This is a genomic window from Aquimonas voraii (genome assembly GCF_900101825.1).
Lineage (GTDB): Bacteria > Pseudomonadota > Gammaproteobacteria > Xanthomonadales > Xanthomonadaceae > Aquimonas > Aquimonas voraii.
Genome location: NZ_FNAG01000013.1, coordinates 26,537 through 45,221 on the forward strand (window position 1 = coordinate 26,537; position 18,685 = coordinate 45,221).

Consider the following 18,685-nt stretch of genomic DNA (forward strand, 5'->3'; position numbering starts at 1 on the left):
GTCGCGTGCCGTTTCTGAAGGGAATACCCCGGGTCGTTAGCTCAGCGGTAGAGCTGCGGACTTTTAATCCGTAGGTCGAAGGTTCGAATCCTTCACGACCCACCATTCCTCTCTCGGGTGCCGCAGGGACCGCTGCCGCGCCGGTCGGTCTGGCGCGCGGACACTCGCTTCTGCTCCCGAACTGCCACAGCCCCCGGGGCGAACCGCCTGCTTCTTTCGTGCGTCCTGAAAGACGAAACCCCGGCGCGCTGGGCGCGCCGGGGCTTGGCTTCTCTCTCTTGAAGCAGACCGCGCCTCAGGGGCGACGGGCGTCCAGGATGGCGTTCCACTCGGCCACGCGCTTGGCCTGCGAGGCGAGCAGGGCCGAAGCATCACCCTCGATGGTCACGCTGTCGATGCGGTCGCCGCCGGCGATGGCGTCGACCACCTTCTGGTCGGCCGCGTCGATCACTTTGCCGAACACGGTGTGCTTGCCGTCCAGCCAGCCGCAGGGCACGTGGGTGATGAAGAACTGGCTGCCGTTGGTGCCGGGGCCGGCATTGGCCATCGACAGCACGCCGCGCTCGTGGCGCAGGCTGGGTGTGCACTCGTCCTCGAAGCGGTAGCCGGGGCCGCCGCGACCGCTGCCCTCGGGGCAGCCGCCCTGGATCATGAAGTCGGCGATCACCCGGTGGAAATTCAGGCCGTTGTAGAACCCGCGCTGCACGAGGTTCACGAAGTTGGCGACGGTGACCGGGCAGGCCTCGGCGTGCAGCTTCACGCGGATGGGGCCTTTGGCGGTGGCGAAGTGGGCGATCAGCTCGGACATGGGGGCTCCCCGATGAATGACAGCCGCCAAGGATAAGCCATCCACCCGCACTGCAACTGGCTTGTCGGGCGCGGGCCGGTATAATGCCGCGCCGCGTCAAGCGCCAGTGATGACTGGCCGCGGGCGGCAGGTTCCGTTTCTCGCGAGCGCGCGTTGTCCCCCCACAACCGTTTGCCCTGGCCGAGCGCCAGCAGCAGCAGTGCGCGCGAAACCTGCCCCAACACTTCTTCCATCCGCGATCCGCGACGCTTGCGTGGCTCGCTTCAGGCCGTGCCCCATGATCCAGAACCTGCGCAACATCGCCATCGTCGCCCACGTCGACCACGGCAAGACCACCCTCGTCGACCAGCTGCTCAAGCAGTCCGGTACTTTCGGCGAGCGCGAGAAAGTCGCCGAGCGCGTGATGGACTCGAACGATCTGGAGAAGGAGCGCGGCATCACCATCCTCTCCAAGAACACGGCGATCCGCTGGACCTCGCCGGCCGGTGAGGAATTCCGCATCAACATCGTCGACACCCCGGGCCACGCCGACTTCGGCGGCGAGGTCGAGCGCGTGCTGTCGATGGTCGACTCGGTGCTGATCCTGGTCGACGCCATGGACGGGCCGATGCCGCAGACCCGCTTCGTCACCCAGAAGGCCTTTGCGATGGGCTTCAAGCCGATCGTGGTGATCAACAAGGTCGATCGCCCCGGCGCGCGTCCGGACTGGGTCCTGAACCAGACCTTCGACCTGTTCGACCGTCTGGGCGCCACCGACGAACAGCTGGACTTTCCGGTGGTCTACGCCAGCGGACTGAACGGCTACGCCGGCATGACCGAGGACGTCCGCTCCGGCGACATGACGCCGCTGTTCGAAGCGATCATCAAGCACGTGCCGCCGCCGCCGGTCGACCTGGAAGGACCCTTCCAGATGCGCATCACCAGCCTCGACTACAACAGCTATGTCGGCATCATCGGCGTCGGCCGCATCCAGCGCGGCAAGATCCGCACCAACATGCCGGTCACCGTGATCGACCGCGAAGGCAAGACGCGCAGCGGCAAGGTGCTGCAGGTGCTGGGCTTCCACGGCCTGCAGCGGCACGAGGTCAAGGAGGCGCAGGCCGGCGACATCATCGCGATCTCGGGCGTCGAAGGCCTCGGCATCTCGGAGACCATCTGCGACCCCAGCGGCGTCGAGCAGCTGCCGGTGCTGACCGTCGACGAGCCGACCATCAGCATGACCTTCCAGGTCAACGACTCGCCGTTTGCCGGCGTCAAGGAGCGTTCGGGCGGCAAGTTCCTGACCAGCCGCCAGCTTCGCGACCGCCTTATCCGCGAGACCCAGCACAACGTCGCGCTGAAGGTCGAGGACACCTCCGACGCCGACAAGTTCAAGGTCTCCGGCCGCGGCGAGCTGCATCTGTCGATCCTGATCGAGACCATGCGCCGCGAGGGCTACGAGCTCGCGGTGTCGCGTCCGGAAGTGATCCTGAAGGAAGTCGACGGCCAGATCATGGAGCCGATCGAAAGCCTCGTCGTCGACCTCGAAGAGCAGTACCAGGGCGGCGTGATGGCGCGCCTGGGTGAGCGTCGCGCCCTGCTGCAGAACATGGAGCCCGACGGCAAGGGCCGGGTGCGCCTCGACTTCATGATCCCGGCGCGCGGCCTGATCGGCTTCCAGACCGAGTTCCGTACGCTGACCGCCGGCACCGGCCTGCTGTTCCATGTGTTCGACCACTACGGTCCGAAGACGGAAGGCGCGATCGGGCAGCGCCAGAACGGCGTGCTGATCTCGAATGCCACCGGCAGCTCGCCGGCCTATGCGCAGATCGCCATGCAGGAGCGCGGCCGTCTGCTGATCGAGCCGGGCGAGGAGATCTACGAAGGCCAGATCGTCGGCATCCACTCCAAGGACAACGACCTCACGGTCAATGCCCTGCGCGGCAAGCAGCTGACCAACTTCCGCGCGGCCGGCAAGGACCATGACGAAGGCCTGATCCCGGCGATCAAGTTCTCGCTGGAGCAGGCGCTGGAGTTCATCGACGACGACGAGCTCGTCGAGGTCACCCCGCAGCAGATCCGCCTGCGCAAGAAGTTCCGTACTGAAAACGAGCGCAAGCAGGCCTCGCGCCGCGGCGACTGATACATCGCTCAGGTTTCAAACCCCACAGAAGGCCCCGCATCGCGGGGCCTTCTGCGTTGTTGCCGTCCTCAGGGGACGCGCCGCAGGATCAGGCTGATCAGCTCTCCAATCCGGCAGTGACGCTCCAGCGGATGCCGAAGCGCCACGTCCAGATTCAGACGATAGCGATTGCGGCGCCCTTCGCGCTCGCGGCTCAGTACGCCCGCCTGTTCCAGCTCCTCGACGATGCGGATGACGCCGCGCTCGGTGATTCCGACCCGCTGCGCGAGATCCCGCAGGGTGAGGTCGGGCTCCGCCGCCAGCGCGACCAGCACATGCGTGTGATTGCTCAGGAAGGTCCAGGTCGGCGCTGGCGCAGCCGTGGCTGCAGTCGGCCGGATCGGGTCCTCGGCAGGCGATGTCTTTGACGCCTCTTTCACGTCTTGTTCTGCAATCTTTTTCATGAACTGTATTTCATGTATCGGAGAGCACACATGTCTGCCCTGCCCCGCTTCGAACCGTCCGCCGCCGCCCTCAACGCTCCTCTGACCGTCGCCGTGGCGGAAGGCGACGGCATCGGCCCAGAGATCATGGCCGCCACGCTGGACGTGCTCCGCGCAGTTGACCCTTCGCTCAACTTCCAGCCGCTGACCGTCGGCCTGTCGGCCTACCAGTCCGGCCACGCCGCGGGGCTCGGCCCCGAGGTGTTTGAGGCCATCGACCAGCATCGGGTGCTGCTGAAGGGGCCGATCACCACGCCGCAGGGCGGCGGCTACAAGAGCGTGAACGTCACCCTGCGCAAGACGCTCGGACTGTACGCGAACGTGCGGCCCTGCGTGTCCTATGCGCCCTTCGTGCGCAGCCTGCAGCCCGGCATGGATGTCGTCATCGTCCGCGAGAACGAGGAGGACACCTACGCCGGTATCGAGCACCGCCAGACCCAGGAGGTAGTGCAGTGCCTGAAACTGATCACCCGTCCGGGCTGCGAGCGCATCGTCCGCCACGCCTTCGAGTACGCCCGTGCCAACGGCCGCCGCAGCGTAACGTGCATGAGCAAGGACAACATCATGAAGCTCACCGACGGCCTGTTCCACCAGGTCTTCGATGAGATCGCCGCGGAGTATCCGGACATCCGCAGCCAGCACCAAATCATCGACATCGGTACCGCGCGCATGGCGAGCCGCCCGCAGGACTACGATGTGGTCGTCACGCCCAATCTGTACGGCGACATTCTTTCCGACGTCGCCGCGGAGGTGGCGGGTTCCATCGGGCTGGCGCCGTCAGCCAACCTGGGCGCCCGTGCCGCGATGTTCGAGGCAGTGCACGGCTCGGCCCCCGACATCGCGGGTCGGGATATCGCCAATCCGTCGGGGCTGATCCTTGCCGCGGTGATGATGCTGCAGCACATCGGCCGCAGCCGCGCCGCCGAGGTCCTGCACAACGCCTGGCTGCGCACGCTGGAGGACGGCGTGCACACCGCCGACCTGTGGCAGGACGGCCTGAGTCGCGAGCGCGTGGGAACGCGCGCTTTCGGTCGTGCCGTGGTCGCCCGACTGGGGCTTGAACCCGTACAGCTGGCCCCGGTCCGCTACCCGGACGCGCCCGCCCATCGAACGGAGGCGCCGCGCACGCTCAGCCTGGTGACCGAGACGGCCGCCAAGCGATTCGACGGCGTCGATGTGTTCATGCACTGGGACGTAGCCGGACGTGCCGCCGACGCCCTGGCGCAACGCGCCGAGCCCTTGGCCGGGGAATTCAAGCTCAGCCTGATCACCAACCGCGGGGTGCGCGTGTGGCCACAGGGCCACCCCGACACCTGGTGCAGCGACCACTGGCGCCTGCGTTTCCGCGGCAGCGATGCGCGCGCTGTCCCCGCATTGCTGTCCCGTCTCATCGAGTCGGGACTGGAGCCGGTCAAGACCGAAAACTTGTACAGCTTCGGCGAGCAGCGCGGCTACTCACTGGCGCAGGGCGAGTAAGCGCAGCCAAGGCGACTGCATTCAGCGCAGAGCCCCAAGCTCGGTTGGGGCCTGCGCCGCAGCCTCCGGGCCCCGATCTTCGCCACCGTCCGGGGCGCGCACGGCATAGCCACGCTCCCGGAGCGCGCGCATCAGCCCGCTCTCAGGGTCCAACAGGCTGGCGATCGAAATCACCGCCACGCTGGAGCGATGCTCGGCCAGCGCCTTGTCGACCGAGGCCAGCCAAGCTTCGCGAAGGCGCTCGGGCACATCGGCGATACGGTTCTGCTCGCCGATGCTGGCCGAGAGGAAGGCGTCCTGGCAGGACCGGTTCTGGTCGCTGAAGGGCAGCGCGCGCAGGCTTTCAAGGTCGCCGACGGCCCAGGCTTCAGCGCGCTCGCGCATGGCTTCGATGTCGCTTTCCAGGCGTTCAAGCGTGCGGCTGAAGCATTCGAGATCGTCGAGCGGACTCTGCGCGAAGCTGCGGATGCTGTCCCTGGGGTCGGCGATCGAGACCGCGACCTGCGGCGTCTCGACCGCCAGCTTGAGCTTCTTCGCCGACTTCGAGACCGCGCGCCACACCGGGCCCGAGCCGGTCATGCGCGCATCTTCGATCGCCTCCTCCCAGAGTTTGATCGCCGCAAACAGCGGCCGCCAGGTTTCGACCTTGCGATTGCGCCCGAGATAGCGCCGCTTCAGCGGCTGCCAGCGTGCGTACAGGTCCGGACCGACCACCGCTTCGAGGCTTCGCTCATCCGGATTGCGGCGGGCGCGCAGCAGGCTGGGCAGCAGGGTCAGGGCGCGGAAGCGACCAATGCCGGCGCCGAAGGCGACGCTCGGCGGCGCGATCAGCAGGCTCGATTCGGCCAGCCGCGCATCGACTTCGTCGGAGACCCACTCGAAGCGGCGCGGCAGCGGCGACTGCGTGCCGAGGATCCACAGCACGTTCTCGCCATTGCGCACTTCCCAAAGACCCGGCCCGCTGACGCGGGCGATCACTTCGACCGTCGCCATCGTCGTCGCCTCGGCCGCCGACGCCTCGGTGGGCTCGGTCTGCGCAGCAACGGGCCTCAGGGCGAGCGCGAAGGCACCGAGCAGCAGGACACGGGCAAGGGCGAAGGGGCTTGGCATGCAGAGCGCTCGCGTCAGTGAAGGCGGCGCACTCTACGTGCAGGGCATCGTGCCGCGTGTTAGGGCCTCGCTAAGCGCGCCGACACATCAGCGCAAGGTTGCCGACAGTTCAGCCGCAGGCGCATCCTCCAGCGCCACCCCGGCATCGGGCTCCACCACCTCGATGCCGCGCGCGCGCAGGGCCTCGAACATGCCGAGCTCGGGGTCGAGCAGCAGGGCGATATCGAGAACGGCCACGCTGCTCGCATTCGATGCGAGCGCTGACTCCACCGATTCAATCCACAGCGCGCGCAGGCGCTGCGGAATCTCATCCAGGCCCCGGTCTTCGGCGAACTGCGCCTTGAGAAACGCATCGCGGCAGGCCTGGGCCTGATCGCGGAAGGGCAGCTCGCGCAGGGCGGCGACATCGCCCACCGCCCAGGCTTCGGCGCGCTCGGCCATGTCGGCGAGGTCGGCCTCCAGCCGATCCAGCGTGCGCTCGAAGCACTCAAGATCATCCAGCGTGTTGTCGGCGAAGCTGCGGATCAGCTCGCGCGGCCGGCCGGCCTCGATCACCAGCTCGGGCCGAAGGATCTCGATGCGCTGCCGCCGCGCCTTGCGCTCGACCGCATCCCAGACTTGGCGGCGATAGCTCAGGCCCACGTCTTCCATGGCTTCGCTGTAGAGCTCGAGCGCAGCGATCAGCGGCCGCCACTTCTCGGTGCCGCGCTTGCGCGGAAAGTACTTGTCCTTGAGCACCAGCCAGCGCGCGTGCTGCTCGGGCGGCACGCGCTGGGCCAGGCTCAGGCCTTCCGGGTCACGGCGCGCGCGGATCAGGCTCGGCAGCAGGAACACCGCGTTGAAGCGGTTGACACCCTTCAGATCGAAACCGGGCGGCGCGATCAGCAGGCTGGACTCGGCCAGTCGGGCGTCGAGCTCCGGTGACTCCCAGCGGAAGCGCTTCGGCAGGGGCGACTGGACCCCCAGGACCCAGACCACGCGGCCATCGCGGCGCAGCTCCCACAGACCGGGGCCGGTGACTTCGGCGATGACTTCAACGGTCTCCAGCTCACGCGCGGGCTCAGGCTCGGGCGCGGGCGTCGGCGGCACCTCCTGCGCAAACACGCCGACCCCGCCGGCCAAGAGCAGGGCGAACAGTGCAGCACGCGCGGCGTGGGTGGGAGTGGGCCAAGGCAACATGCCGCAAGCCTATCCCGCGCGTGTTGCCTGCGGATGTGAAGCACGCGGGCGCGAGCTTCACTGCCCCTCACCCAGATGGCTCAAGGCCTCGGCTTCGCTGACATAGATGTGCGGCGCCAGCCCGCGCTGCTTGAGTGCCTGCCCGAGCTTGGCGCGCAGGAAGGCCGAGGTGCTGTAGCGGCGCACATCGCCGTACCAGAGCGCCTCCAGCCGCCCGACCATGTCGGCCCAGGCGCTCTCAAGCTCGGGCGCGATCGCGAAGTGATCGTAGTTGACCACCGCACTCACGCGCCGCCCATGGGGCTGCAGCAGGGCGGTCACCGCATGCTCGACGGCATCGATGTCCTCGGGCCGGGCGATGCGGTAGTGCTCGAAGTTGATGAACAGCAGGTCGCGCCCCGCATCCAGCTGCAGCCGCGCCGGCAGAGGCAGGGCCAGGAGTCGCTGCCGCAGGCCGAGTGCGGCCTCACCGAACAGGGCTTCGTCCATCAGCCCCAGCGGCTCGGCGATGTCCGGCACGAAGTCCATCTGCGCCAGCACGTCGCACTGCAGGTCCAGCCCCGGCGCGAGCTCGATCAGGCGCAGGCCGCGCTCGCCCAGCTCGAACACGCAGCGCTCGGTGACGTAGAGCACCTGCTGGCCTCTGCGGCAGGCCTGCGCGGCGCTGAAGGTGACCTGCTCCACCGCCCGCACGAACTTGCGGGCACTGGGCCGGCCCTCGCCCGCCGGGCTCAGGAAGCTGCCCACGAAGACCAGCCTGCGCGCCGACTGGCTGATGTTGATGAAGCCGCCCGCGCCCGCCAGACGCGAGCCGAAGCGGCTGACGTTGACGTTGCCCTCGGCATCGGCCTGGGCCAGACCCAGTACCGCGACGTCCAGCCCGCCACCGTCATAGAAGTCGAACTGGTAGGGCTGGTCGATGATCGCCTGTGCGTTGACTGCCGCGCCGAAATTGAGCCCCGAAGCGGGCATGCCGCCGATCACGCCGGGCTCGGCAGTCAGCGTGATCAGGTCGAGCACGCCCTCCTCGGCCGCGACTGCGGCCACGCCCTCGGGCATGCCGATACCGAGATTGACCACGGCATTCGGCGGCAGCTCCAGCGCCGCGCGACGGGCGATGACCTTGCGCGCGCCGGGCGGCAGCGGCGCGATGCGCTCCAGCGGAACCCGGATCTCGCCGGCGAAGGCCGGGCTGTAAGCCTCGGCGAAGGTCTGCGGATGCAGCTCAGGACGCTCGGCCAGCACCACGCAGTCGACCAGCACGCCGGGAATCTTCACCTGCCGCGGGTTCAGGCTGTGGCTCTCGGCGATGCGCTCGACCTGCACGATCACCACGCCGCCGGAATTGCGCGCCGCCATCGCGATCGACAGGCTCTCCAGCGTCAGCGCCTCGCGCTCGAACGTGATGTTGCCCTCGGGATCGGCCGTGGTGCCGCGGAGCAGCGCGACATCGATCGGGAAGGCCGGATAGAACAGGTACTCCTCACCCTCGATCGGCAAGAGACGCACGCGCTCGCTCGTGCTGCGCTCGTTGATTCGGCCGCCCCCCTGTCGTGGATCGACGAACGTACCGAGACCCACCCGGGTCAGATGCCCCGGCCGGCCAGCGGCGATGTCGCGGAACAGGTGCGAGATCACCCCCTGCGGCAGATTCCAGGCCTCGATGGCGCCGTCGAGGGCGAGCTTCTGCAGCGCGGGGACCAGCCCCCAATGGCCACCGATCACCGCACGCAGCAGGCCGGGTTCAGCCAGATGGTTCAAACCGCGCTGGCGACCATCGCCTTGTCCCGCCGCGTAGACGAGGGTGAGGTCACGCGGCGCGGCGGTCTCACGAAAACGCCGCTGCAGCGCGATCGCCAGGTTCTCGGCAAAACCAATGCCGACGAAGCCGCCGGTAGCAACGGTGTCGCCGTCGTGGATCAGGGCGACCGCTTCGGCGGCGCTGACGATCTTGCCCTTGGCCCTGCGCTGCATGCGGCTCTCGCGAAAGACGTGATGACGTCGACCAGCATAGGCAAAGTCGCCCGGCAGACGTATCGGACCTTCGGGAAACCCGCACACGGTCCGCCGACGGCGGCCTGCTAGCATTGCGCGCTGACCTGTAGCGGAGGCCCGAATGAACGGTTTCAGCACCGCGGCCGAGGCCGCCCATGCCTGCCCCCTGATCCTGTGTACCGAATCCAGTCTGGATACCCTGCTCGACACGTTGGGGGAACCGGCGCGGCGCTGGGCGCAGGCTCACGGCTTTCGCGGCGTTCCGGGCAGCCACCTGACCTTGCCCGAGGGCCATGGCGGCCTGGCGGCGGTGCTGGTTGGCGTAGTGCGCGACGACGACCCCTGGGCGCTGGCCGGCCTGCCGCTGACCCTGCCCGAGGGCACCTATACCCTCGACGCACGCGGCCTGCAGATCGAGCGTGGGGCGGCCGTGGTTGGCTGGGGCTTGGGCGCGTACCAGTTCAGCCGCTACCGCAAACCAGCGCGCGCTGCCGCACGGCTGGCCGTCGATCTTGAAGATCCGGCGTTGGCCAAGGCGGTCGCCCTGCTGCGCGCCAGCCTGCTGACGCGTGACCTGATCAATACCCCGACCGAACAGATGGGCCCCGAACAGCTGGAACAGGCCGCGCGTACGCTCGCCCAGGCGCACGGCGCGCAGTTCAACAGCATCGTCGGCGAAGCCCTGATCAGCGAGCGTTTCCCGGCCATCCACGCGGTCGGCCGCGCCAGCCATCGCGCGCCGCGCCTGATCGAGCTGAACTGGGGCGACGCCAGCCATCCGCGCCTGGCCATCGTCGGCAAGGGCGTGTGCTTCGACACCGGCGGCCTCGACATGAAGCCCGCCGACGGCATGCGCAACATGAAGAAGGACATGGGCGGTGCCGCGCATGCGCTGGCGCTGGCTCAGCTGGTGATGGCGCAGCAGCTGCCGGTGCGCCTGCAGCTGCTGATCCCGGCGGTCGAAAACGCGGTCGCCGCCGATGCCTATCGGCCGGGCGAGGTGATCGGCACGCGTGCCGGCCTGTCGGTCGAGATCGACAACACCGATGCCGAAGGCCGGGTGGTCCTCTGCGATGCCCTGACCTATGCCGGCGAGGGCAAGCCCGACCTGATCATGGACTTCGCCACGCTGACGGGTGCCGCCCGCATCGCGCTCGGTCCGGACCTGCCGGCGCTGTTCGCCAACCGCGACGACATCGCCAACGACTACCTCGCCGCCGGCGAGGCGCAGAGCGATCCGCTCTGGCGCATGCCGCTGTGGCGGCCCTACATGAGCTATCTCAAGTCGGGCATCGCTGATTTCGCCAATGCCGGGCCTTCGCGCATGGCCGGCTGCATCACGGCAGCGCTCTACCTCGACCGCTTCGTCGCCGCCGAGCAGGCCTGGACCCACGTCGACGTCTACAGCTGGAACGACAGCGACCGCCCCGGGCGCCCGGCCGGCGGCGAGGCGCAGGGCCTGCGCGCGGCTTGGGCCTTCCTGGAGCAGCGCTACCGGCGTTGAACACATCGGCTTGGCGGCCTGCGGCGCAGCCTGCGCGCCGCTGGACCGATGCCTCACACTGGCCGCTCCGAACCCCCAACTCTTTCCCTAACGGACCCACCCCATGAGCCAGGACGCCCAACGCTCCGATGCCCTGCTGGAAGCCCTGCGCATTCCGCGCGGTGAAGGTGGGCGAGGCAAGCGCAAGCGCCGCCTGCCGCTCTGGCTGCTGGTGCTGGTCGCACTCGTGATCGGCTTCTTCGCCCTGCGCGCGATGCGCCCGATCGAGGTCGAGACCGGCAGCGCCCGCAGCGCCGCCGAAGCCGGACCGACCTCGCTGCTGGATGCCTCGGGCTTCGTCACCGCCCGTCGCATTGCCACGGTCTCGTCCAAGGTCACCGGCCGCGTGCTGGAGGTGCTGATCGAGGAAGGCCAGCGCGTGACCGAAGGCGAACTCATGGCGCGGCTCGATCCGATCGATGCCGCCGCCCAGCTCGAGCTGGCGCGTGCCCAGCTGGCGTCCAGCCAGTCGCAGCTCGCCGAGGCGCGTTCGCTGCTGGCGCTGGCCGAAAGCACGCTCAAGCGCCAGCAGGAACTGGCCGCCCGCAAGCTCACCTCGGACGCCGCGCTGGAGCAGGCACAAAGCGATCGCGATGCGCGCGCCGCGCGCCTGGCCTCGCTGCAGCGCGCGACCGAAGTCGCCGCCGAACAGGTCGCGGTGGCTGAACTCAACCTCGCCAACACCGAAGTGCGGGCACCGTTCAGCGGCGTCATCATCGCCAAGGCCGCCCAGCCCGGCGAGATGGTCTCGCCGCTGTCGGCCGGCGGCGGCTTCACCCGCACCGGCATCGGCACCGTGGTCGACATGGATTCGCTGGAGGTGAACGTCGACGTCAACGAGGCCTACATCGGTCGCGTGCAGCCCGGCATGCCGGTCGACGCCGTGCTGAACGCCTACCCCGACTGGAAGATCCCCGGCAGCGTCATCGCCATCGTGCCCGCCGCCGACCGCAGCAAGGCCACGGTCAAGGTGCGCATCGCGCTCGACAGCCGCGATGCGCGGATCGTGCCCGACATGGGCGTGCGCGTGAGCTTCCTGGAGAAGCGCCCCGACCCGAACGCGGCACCGCCCAGCGGCGCGCTGGTACCGGAGCGCGCGGTAGTCGCGGGCGAAGGCACTGCCGGCCATGCCTTCGTGCTGGGCGCGGACAACACCGTGCGCCGGGTCGAACTGCAGCTGGGCGAGACCGCCAACGGCGAGCGTCGCGTGCTGGCGGGCTTAAGCGGCGGCGAAACCCTGGTGCTGTCGCCGCCCGAAAACCTGCAGGACGGCGTCCGCGTGACCCCGAAGACGAGCCGCTGACGCCCGTGGCCACCTCCACCCCGCTGGTCCAGATCCGCCAGCTCACCAAGGCCTATGTGCGCGGCAGCCAACGGGTCGAGGTGCTGCATGGCATCAACCTCGACATCGCAGAAGGCGACTTCGTCGCGCTCATGGGTCCGTCCGGCTCGGGCAAGACGACCCTGCTGAATCTCATCGGCGGCATCGATTCGCCGAGCTCGGGCGTGCTCCGCGTCGGCGGCGAACGCATCGAGGACTACACGGCGGACGAGCTCGCGGCGTGGCGGGCGAGCACGGTCGGCTTCATCTTCCAGAGCTACAACCTGATGCCGGTGCTCTCAGCACAGAAGAACGTCGAGCTGCCCCTGCTGCTGACCGACTTCGGCGCGGCCGAACGCACCAGACGCGCGCGTATCGCCCTGCAGCTGGTGGGGCTGTCCGACCGCGGCGGGCACAAGCCGAACGAGCTGTCCGGCGGCCAGCAGCAGCGCGTGGCGATTGCCCGCGCCCTGGTTTCCGATCCGCGGCTGCTGATCTGCGACGAGCCCACGGGCGATCTCGACCGCAAGACCGCCGACGAGGTGCTGCGCCTGCTGCAGCGGCTCAACAGCGAATTCGGCAAGACCATCATCATGGTCACCCACGATCCCAAGGCCGCCGAGTACGCACGACGCACCGTGCACCTCGACAAGGGCACGCTGGTCAGCGGCGAGTAGCCGCGCGCTTGCAGGCCGGTCACCGCGTGCAGCCTGGCGGGAGCCGCCAGCGCCGGCTCGCCGCGGCCAGCGTTTCCAAGGCATCGGCGGGTTCCCTGCGCGCACCAAGCTCGCAGCGATGCGCCCCGCCGCGTCGTGATTTCCGAGGGTCCCACCGTGCGCATCCACGCCGATTTCCAAGTCCCCGCCTGCGTCGCCGTCGAAGAGCAGCGCTGGATCCCGTCGCCGCAGGCCGGCGTCGAACGGGTCATGCTCGACCGCATCGGCGAGGAGAAGGCGCGCGCCACCAGCCTGGTGCGCTATGCGCCGCGCTCGCAGTTCGCGCCACACGCGCACCCGGGCGGCGAGGAGATCCTGGTGCTGGAGGGCGTTTTCTCGGCCGACGGCGAGGACTTCCCTGCGGGCACCTACCTGCGCAATCCGCCGGGCTCGGCGCATCGCCCCTACAGCGTCGAAGGCGCGCGGATCTTCGTGAAGCTGTGGCAGATGCATCCTACGCAGAGCGCCGAGGTGCGCGTCGACACGCGCGACCCACAGCGCTGGCAGGCGCAGGGCACCGTCTGCCCGCTCTACGGCGACGTCTTCGAGCAGGTCTGCCTGCTGCGCCTGGCACCCGGGCAGAGGGTGCTGGACGGCGCCGTCGAAGGAGCCGAGATGCTGGTGCTCGAAGGCCGCCTGCAGTGGCAGGGTCGCGTGCTCGCCGCCGGCAGCTGGCTGCGCCTGCCCGCCGGCGAACACGCTGAGCCGGTGACTGACGGCGAGGGCGCGTGCCTGTACCTCAAGCTCGGCGCGCTCGGCGGCCCGCAGCACGCGTATGAAACAGGCGCACACGAAGCATGAACCGCGCCCGCGTGGTGATCGTCGGCGCCGGCTTGGCGGGTCTTTACGCCGCCTGGCGGCTGCAGCGGGCGGGGATCGAGGATTACGTGGTGCTGGAAGCCCGCGAGCGCGTCGGTGGCCGGATCCTGTCACTGCACAGTCGAGAGGATGCGCCCGCCGCGAGCCGCGTCGATCTCGGTCCGACCTGGTTCTGGCCTGCGCATCAGCCCGACCTCGCCGCACTGGTACGCCCCCTCGGCGTGCCCGTGTTCGAACAGCACCATGCCGGTGATGTGCTGGTTGAACGCGCACCCGGTCGCCCCGCACAGCGCTATGCCGGATCGATCGGCATGGCGGGCTCGATGCGCCTCGCCGGCGGCATGGCGGCGCTCGTCGATGCCCTGCGAGAACGCATCGACCCCGCGCGCCTGCACCTCGGCGCGCGCGTGCGGCGCATCGAAGCGCAGGATCCAGCGCTCGAACTCGCGGTCGAATGGGCCGACGGTGGCGTGGATGCGTGGCGTGCGGAGCACGCGCTGTTGGCCCTGCCGCCGCGACTCGCCGCGCGCTGCATCGACTTCAAACCGGCCCTGCCGGCAGGCCTGCTTGCCAGCTGGCGCGCCACCCCGACCTGGATGGCGCCCCATGCCAAATACATCGCGGTGTTCGACGCGCCGTTCTGGCGCGAACAAGGGCTCTGCGGCACGGCGCAGAGCGCCCTCGGGCCGATGGCCGAGATCCACGACGCCAGCCTGCCCGGCGGCGATGCCGCCCTGTTCGGCTTTCTCGGGGTTCCCGCGCGCGCGCGCCGCGAGGCGCCGGAGGCCGCGCTGCGCGCCGCTTGCCGCGGCCAGCTGACTCGGCTGTTCGGCGAGCCTGCGGCCCGACCCGTCGCCGAGTTCTTCAAAGACTGGGCCGCCGACCCGCTGACCGCCGATGCGGCCGATCTCGACGGCGCTGCGCATCACGCCGAAGCGCCCGAGAGCATGGCTCGGGGTCTTCCCTGGGCCTCGCGACTCATCGGCATCGGCAGCGAGTGGTCAGTGTCGTTTCCCGGCTACCTGGCCGGTGCAGTCGAGGCCGCGGAAACGGCCGTGTCGATGCTGCTTGCGCAGGCACCTTGACACGCTGCGCCCGGGCCAAGCCCCCCACACACGCGGCAGGTCTCAAGCCCCCAGCCGCTCCACCATCCGCCGCGGCGCGCCCTCGAAGCCGCCGTTCGACATGAACACGACGTGGTCGCCCGGCCGCGCGAGCGCGGCGAGCTGATCAAGCAGGGCATCGACGGTTGGCACCGCATGGCCGTCACCGCGCAGGGCGCCCACCACGGACGCCGCATCCCAGGGCAGCTCCGGCCGACGCAGGAAGACCACGGCGTCGGCATCGCCAAGCGAGGGCGCGAGCTCGGCGGCGTGCGCGCCCAAGCGCATTGAATTGCTGCGCGGTTCAATGGCGACCAGGATGCGGGCGCTGCCGACCTGGGCGCGCAGACCGGCCAGCGTGGTGCGGATCGCCGTGGGGTGATGGGCGAAATCGTCGTAGACGCAGATGTCCTGCGGGCTGCCGAGTCTCTGCATGCGCCGCTTGACCGACACGAAGCCGCCCAGCGTGGGCAGCAGCGGGCGCACGTCGAAGCCGTAGGCCTCGACCGCCGCCAGCGCCGCCAGCGCGTTCATCACGTTGTGCCGACCGAGCAGGTTCCAGCGCACCTCGCCCACCGACTCACCACCGTGCAGCACGACGAAGGCGCTGCCGTCGGGCTTCAGGAGGCGCGCCTGCCAGTCGGTCGCGACGTCGATGCCGAAGCGCGTCACCGGCGTCCAGCAGCCCATCGACAGCACTTCGGCGAGTGCTGCGTCCTCGGCGTTGACGATCAGCCGGCCGCGCCCGGGCACCGTACGCACCAGATGGTGGAACTGGCGCTGGATCGCGGCGAGGTCGGGAAAGATGTCGGCGTGGTCGTATTCGAGGTTGTTGAGGATCGCGATCTCGGGCCGGTAGTGCACGAACTTCGAGCGCTTGTCGAAGAACGCCGTGTCGTATTCATCGGCCTCGACGACGAAGGCCGGGCTCGCGCCGATCCGCGCGGACACGCCGAAGTTCTCGGGGACGCCGCCGATCAGAAACCCGGGCTCGGCACCCGCGCAGTCGAGCAGATAGGCCAGCAGCGAACTGGTGGTCGTCTTGCCGTGGGTGCCTGCCACCGCCAGCACGCGGCGACCGCGCAGCACCTGCTCGGCCAGCCACTGCGCGCCGGAGCGGTAGTCGCGACCGGCATCGAGCACGGCCTCGACCGCCGGGTTGCCGCGGGAGAGCGCATTGCCGACCACCACCTGGTCGACGTCCGCGCCGATATGTTCAGGCCGGTAACCGCTGGCGAGCGCGATACCCAAGGCTTCGAGCTGGGTGCTCATCGGCGGGTAGACGTTCTGGTCCGAGCCTTCGACCGCATGGCCGAGCTCGCGCGCGAGTGCAGCAACGCCGCCCATGAAGGTGCCGCAGATGCCGAGGATGTGCAGTTTCATTCAGTGGCTCCGGCGAGACGGCTCAGCACGGCGATCTCGGCGAGGAACAGGGTGAGGCTGGTGGCGATCGCCAGCGGCGGCGGGAATTCCAGCGCCTGCCGCCAAATATGCGCGTCGACGGCCAGCTTCCAGGCGGTGAGGAGCAGCCAGACCAGCCCCAGCAGAGCCTGCAGCGTCGAGGGCTGAGGCGCAGGCTCGCCCGCAGCGGGTGCGGGATCGGCGCCCAGCATCACCAGCAGCACGGCGAGGCCGAACAGCAGGCTGCAGCCGACGAAGGCGGTGGCGGTCTGCAGGAAACGCTCGGGCCTGCCGCGCAGCCGCAGCAGGCCATGGATGGGCAGCAGCAGGAAGGCCAGCGCCACCGGCAACTGCAGCAGGCCGCCCCGGCCCTCGAACAGGACGTACTGGGCGAACAGCTGAAGCAGCGCCCACGCGACCAGCAGGCGCGTCAGCAGGCGCGCATCGAAGGGCAGGTCCTGCGGACCGCCGCGCAGCAGGGCGATGGCGACGAGACGCGCGAGCAGGGAATTCACGCCGGGAACCTCATGCCTCCGACGCGCCCGCCGCGATCACGCGGCAGATGCGTCTTCGTGCCGACCGCGTGCAGCGGGATCAGGCCTCGTCGGCGGTGGCACCGCGGATCGCGGCGAGGATGCGCTCGGAGACTTCCTCCATCGCGCCCACGCCGTAGACGCAGACCAGGCGGCCGCGCTCGCGGTAGTAGTTGATGACCGGCGCGGTCTGGTCGGAGTACACGCGCAGGCGGTTGGCCACCGCTTCGGGGGTGTCGTCGGCGCGCCCTTCCGCCTGCGCACGGCCGGCGATGCGCTGGACCAGCAGCTCGGTGCTGACATCCAGCTGCACGGCGACGTCGACGGGCAGGTTGAGGCGATGCAGCAGGGCGTCCAGCGCGCTGGCCTGGGCGAGGTTGCGCGGGTAGCCATCGAGAATGAAGCCGCGGGCGATGTCGGGCTGGCTGAAGCGCTCCTCCAGCATGCCCAGCACGATCTCGTCCGAGACCAGCTCGCCGCGCTCCATCACCGCCTTGGCCTGCAGGCCCAACGGAGTGCCGGCGGCGACGGCGGCGCGCAGCAGATCGCCGGTGGAGATGTGCGGCACGCCCAGCTGTTCCTTGAGGCGCGTGGCCTGCGTGCCCTTGCCCGAGCCGGGCGCACCGAGAAGTACGAGTCGCATGGGAGATCCGGAAGTGGTGGAAAACTTGGGGCGCGGCGGGGTCGGGGCGGCTAGACTTGCGGGCCTCGAAGGCCCCGGTTCGCGCGGTCGCCGGCAACGTAACCGCTGCCCCGGGTAGAGTCAATTCAACACTTTGGTCGGAGCCCTTACCCGCATGAGCCAGGGAAAACTGCTGTACGCACAGTCCGGTGGCGTGACGTCGGTCATCAACGCCACTGCCGCCGCCGTCATCGAGACCGCACGCAAGCACAAGGTCAAGGTGCTGGCCGCGAAGAACGGCATCATCGGCGCCCTGCGCGAGGACCTGATCGACACCAGCAAGGAATCCGCAGCCGCCCTGCGCGACCTCGCCCACACGCCCGGCGGCGCCTTCGGCAGCTGCCGCTTCAAGCTCAAGGGGCTGGAGGAAAACCGCGCGCAGTACGAGCGCCTGATCGACGTGTTCCGCGCGCATGACATCCGTTACTTCCTCTACAACGGCGGCAACGACAGCGCGGATACCGCACACAAGCTGTCGCAGATCGCCAAGACCTTCGATTACCCGATGACCTGCATCGGCGTGCCGAAGACGGTCGACAACGACCTCGCGGTCACCGACTGCTGCCCGGGCTTCGGCTCGGTGGCCAAGTACACGGCCGTCTCGGTGATGGAAGCCAGCCTCGATGTCATCTCGATGGCCGAGAGCTCGACCAAGGTCTTCGTGATGGAGGTGATGGGCCGCCACGCCGGCTGGATCGCCGCCGCCGCCGGCCTCGCCCAGCGCGAGGAGAACGATCCGCCGCAGATCATCCTGTTCCCGGAAATCGCGTTTGACGAAGCGAAGTTCCTGGCCAAGGTGAAAGCCACGGTCGAGAAGATCGGCTACTGCACGGTGGTGGTCAGCGAGGGCCTCAGCCATCCGGACGGCCGCTTCGTCGCCGAAGCCGGCGGCAAGGACGCCTTCGGCCACAGCCAGCTGGGCGGTGTGGGGCCCACCATCGCCGCGCTGGTGAAGGACAAGCTCGGCTACAAGTATCACTGGGCGGTGCCCGACTACCTGCAGCGTTCGGCGCGCCATCTGGCGTCCAAGACCGACTGGGAGCAGGCCCAGGCCGTCGGTCGCGCCGCGGTCGAATACGCGCTGGCCGGCAAGAACGCGGTGATGCCCGTCATCAAGCGCCTGAGCGACGCGCCCTATCGCTGGAAGATCGAGCCGGCACCGCTGGCCAAGGTCGCCAACCACGAAAAGAAGATGCCGAAGAACTTCATCCGCCGCGACGGCTACGGCATCACCGAGGCCTGCCGCAAGTATCTGGCCCCGCTGATCCAGGGCGAGGCCTTCCCGCCGTTCGGCAAGGACGGCCTGCCGCGCTACGTCACCCTGAAGAACGTGCGGGTGCCGAAGAAGCTGCCGGCGTATTCGATTGCTGATAAGTAGCTGGGATTGGGGATTCG

16 protein-coding genes and 1 tRNA gene are annotated in these 18,685 nt (G+C 69.1%); 9 read left to right on the plus strand and 8 right to left on the minus strand.

The features are described from left to right. Positions 1–30 precede the first annotated feature (30 nt). Positions 31–105: transfer RNA gene (locus tag BLP83_RS15375), tRNA-Lys, on the plus strand. Positions 106–295: 190 nt separating this feature from the next. Here the strand turns inward: BLP83_RS15375 and BLP83_RS15380 are convergent. Continuing rightward, positions 296–808 carry a peptidylprolyl isomerase gene (locus BLP83_RS15380; protein WP_091244761.1) on the minus strand — a complete coding sequence of 171 codons (513 nt, stop codon included), beginning with the start codon at positions 806–808 and terminating at the stop codon, positions 296–298. A gap of 277 nt (positions 809–1,085) precedes the next feature. Between BLP83_RS15380 and typA the strand changes: the two genes are divergently transcribed. Next, positions 1,086–2,930, plus strand: coding sequence for a translational GTPase TypA (gene typA, locus BLP83_RS15385; protein ID WP_091244764.1), 1,845 nt, complete (start codon positions 1,086–1,088; stop codon positions 2,928–2,930). Positions 2,931–2,998: 68 nt separating this feature from the next. Here typA and BLP83_RS15390 read toward each other — a convergent pair whose 3' ends face one another. Further along, positions 2,999–3,373 carry a helix-turn-helix transcriptional regulator gene (locus BLP83_RS15390; protein ID WP_091244768.1) on the minus strand — a complete coding sequence of 125 codons (375 nt, stop codon included), beginning with the start codon at positions 3,371–3,373 and terminating at the stop codon, positions 2,999–3,001. A gap of 30 nt (positions 3,374–3,403) precedes the next feature. Between BLP83_RS15390 and BLP83_RS15395 the strand changes: the two genes are divergently transcribed. Continuing rightward, entirely contained in the window at positions 3,404–4,888 is a 1,485-nt protein-coding gene (locus tag BLP83_RS15395) for an NADP-dependent isocitrate dehydrogenase (protein WP_091244771.1), read from the plus strand. Between the two features lie 21 nt (positions 4,889–4,909). Here the strand turns inward: BLP83_RS15395 and BLP83_RS15400 are convergent, their stop codons facing one another. From BLP83_RS15400 to BLP83_RS15410, 3 genes are all read right to left on the minus strand, one after another. Beyond that, entirely contained in the window at positions 4,910–5,998 is a 1,089-nt protein-coding gene (locus BLP83_RS15400; RefSeq protein ID WP_091244775.1) for a TraB/GumN family protein, read from the minus strand. 87 nt (positions 5,999–6,085) lie between these two features. Continuing rightward, positions 6,086–7,177, minus strand: coding sequence for a TraB/GumN family protein (locus BLP83_RS15405; protein ID WP_091244781.1), 1,092 nt, complete (start codon positions 7,175–7,177; stop codon positions 6,086–6,088). A 57-nt stretch (positions 7,178–7,234) separates the two neighbouring features. Continuing rightward, positions 7,235–9,151: an acyl CoA:acetate/3-ketoacid CoA transferase gene (locus BLP83_RS15410; protein WP_091244785.1), complete on the minus strand. Its 1,917-nt coding sequence runs from the start codon at positions 9,149–9,151 to the stop codon at positions 7,235–7,237. A gap of 142 nt (positions 9,152–9,293) precedes the next feature. Here BLP83_RS15410 and BLP83_RS15415 point away from each other — a divergent pair, with 142 nt between their 5' ends. The 5 genes from BLP83_RS15415 to BLP83_RS15435 all read left to right on the plus strand — a co-directional run bounded on the left by BLP83_RS15415 (position 9,294) and on the right by BLP83_RS15435 (position 14,656). Beyond that, the gene (locus tag BLP83_RS15415; RefSeq protein ID WP_091244789.1) at positions 9,294–10,676 is read left to right on the plus strand and encodes a leucyl aminopeptidase family protein; all 1,383 of its coding nucleotides are present in this window, start codon (positions 9,294–9,296) and stop codon (positions 10,674–10,676) included. Between the two features lie 103 nt (positions 10,677–10,779). After that, complete coding sequence (locus tag BLP83_RS15420) at positions 10,780–12,018, plus strand: efflux RND transporter periplasmic adaptor subunit (RefSeq protein ID WP_091244792.1); 1,239 nt, start codon at positions 10,780–10,782, stop codon at positions 12,016–12,018. A gap of 5 nt (positions 12,019–12,023) precedes the next feature. Next, positions 12,024–12,713 (plus strand): ABC transporter ATP-binding protein, encoded by a 690-nt coding sequence (locus tag BLP83_RS15425; RefSeq protein WP_091244796.1) that lies wholly within the window; start codon positions 12,024–12,026, stop codon positions 12,711–12,713. A gap of 156 nt (positions 12,714–12,869) precedes the next feature. Continuing rightward, positions 12,870–13,553 (plus strand): cupin domain-containing protein, encoded by a 684-nt coding sequence (locus BLP83_RS15430; RefSeq protein ID WP_091244974.1) that lies wholly within the window; start codon positions 12,870–12,872, stop codon positions 13,551–13,553. Continuing rightward, the gene (locus tag BLP83_RS15435) at positions 13,550–14,656 is read left to right on the plus strand and encodes a flavin monoamine oxidase family protein (protein WP_091244800.1); all 1,107 of its coding nucleotides are present in this window, start codon (positions 13,550–13,552) and stop codon (positions 14,654–14,656) included. Before BLP83_RS15430 ends, BLP83_RS15435 begins: the two co-directional genes overlap by 4 nt. 42 nt (positions 14,657–14,698) lie before the next feature. Here the strand turns inward: BLP83_RS15435 and mpl are convergent, their stop codons facing one another. From mpl to BLP83_RS15450, 3 genes are all read right to left on the minus strand, one after another. After that, positions 14,699–16,057 (minus strand): UDP-N-acetylmuramate:L-alanyl-gamma-D-glutamyl-meso-diaminopimelate ligase, encoded by a 1,359-nt coding sequence (gene mpl / locus BLP83_RS15440; protein WP_091244803.1) that lies wholly within the window; start codon positions 16,055–16,057, stop codon positions 14,699–14,701. Next, on the minus strand, positions 16,054–16,590 hold the full coding sequence (locus BLP83_RS15445) for a hypothetical protein (RefSeq protein WP_091244806.1): 537 nt from the start codon (positions 16,588–16,590) through the stop codon (positions 16,054–16,056). The genes mpl and BLP83_RS15445 overlap by 4 nt, the downstream gene beginning before the upstream one ends. Positions 16,591–16,669: 79 nt before the next feature. Then, positions 16,670–17,251, minus strand: coding sequence for an adenylate kinase (locus BLP83_RS15450; RefSeq protein ID WP_091244810.1), 582 nt, complete (start codon positions 17,249–17,251; stop codon positions 16,670–16,672). Between the two features lie 154 nt (positions 17,252–17,405). Here BLP83_RS15450 and BLP83_RS15455 point away from each other — a divergent pair, with 154 nt between their 5' ends. Continuing rightward, positions 17,406–18,668: a 6-phosphofructokinase gene (locus tag BLP83_RS15455; RefSeq protein ID WP_091244812.1), complete on the plus strand. Its 1,263-nt coding sequence runs from the start codon at positions 17,406–17,408 to the stop codon at positions 18,666–18,668. The last annotated feature ends 17 nt before the right edge of the window (positions 18,669–18,685 follow it).

What these genes read in the sequence shown, in the direction of transcription:
- BLP83_RS15435 (WP_091244800.1), top strand. Translation starts at nt 13,550, where the DNA reads ATGAACCGCGCCCGCGTGGTGATCGTCGGCGCCGGCTTGGCGGGTCTT.
- typA (WP_091244764.1), top strand. Translation starts at nt 1,086, where the DNA reads ATGATCCAGAACCTGCGCAACATCGCCATCGTCGCCCACGTCGACCAC.
- BLP83_RS15395 (WP_091244771.1), top strand. Translation starts at nt 3,404, where the DNA reads ATGTCTGCCCTGCCCCGCTTCGAACCGTCCGCCGCCGCCCTCAACGCT.
- BLP83_RS15410 (WP_091244785.1), bottom strand. Translation starts at nt 9,151, where the DNA reads ATGCAGCGCAGGGCCAAGGGCAAGATCGTCAGCGCCGCCGAAGCGGTC.
- BLP83_RS15390 (WP_091244768.1), bottom strand. Translation starts at nt 3,373, where the DNA reads ATGAAAAAGATTGCAGAACAAGACGTGAAAGAGGCGTCAAAGACATCG.
- BLP83_RS15380 (WP_091244761.1), bottom strand. Translation starts at nt 808, where the DNA reads ATGTCCGAGCTGATCGCCCACTTCGCCACCGCCAAAGGCCCCATCCGC.
- BLP83_RS15415 (WP_091244789.1), top strand. Translation starts at nt 9,294, where the DNA reads ATGAACGGTTTCAGCACCGCGGCCGAGGCCGCCCATGCCTGCCCCCTG.
- BLP83_RS15405 (WP_091244781.1), bottom strand. Translation starts at nt 7,177, where the DNA reads ATGTTGCCTTGGCCCACTCCCACCCACGCCGCGCGTGCTGCACTGTTC.
- BLP83_RS15455 (WP_091244812.1), top strand. Translation starts at nt 17,406, where the DNA reads ATGAGCCAGGGAAAACTGCTGTACGCACAGTCCGGTGGCGTGACGTCG.
- BLP83_RS15450 (WP_091244810.1), bottom strand. Translation starts at nt 17,251, where the DNA reads ATGCGACTCGTACTTCTCGGTGCGCCCGGCTCGGGCAAGGGCACGCAG.
- BLP83_RS15400 (WP_091244775.1), bottom strand. Translation starts at nt 5,998, where the DNA reads ATGCCAAGCCCCTTCGCCCTTGCCCGTGTCCTGCTGCTCGGTGCCTTC.
- BLP83_RS15420 (WP_091244792.1), top strand. Translation starts at nt 10,780, where the DNA reads ATGAGCCAGGACGCCCAACGCTCCGATGCCCTGCTGGAAGCCCTGCGC.
- mpl (WP_091244803.1), bottom strand. Translation starts at nt 16,057, where the DNA reads ATGAAACTGCACATCCTCGGCATCTGCGGCACCTTCATGGGCGGCGTT.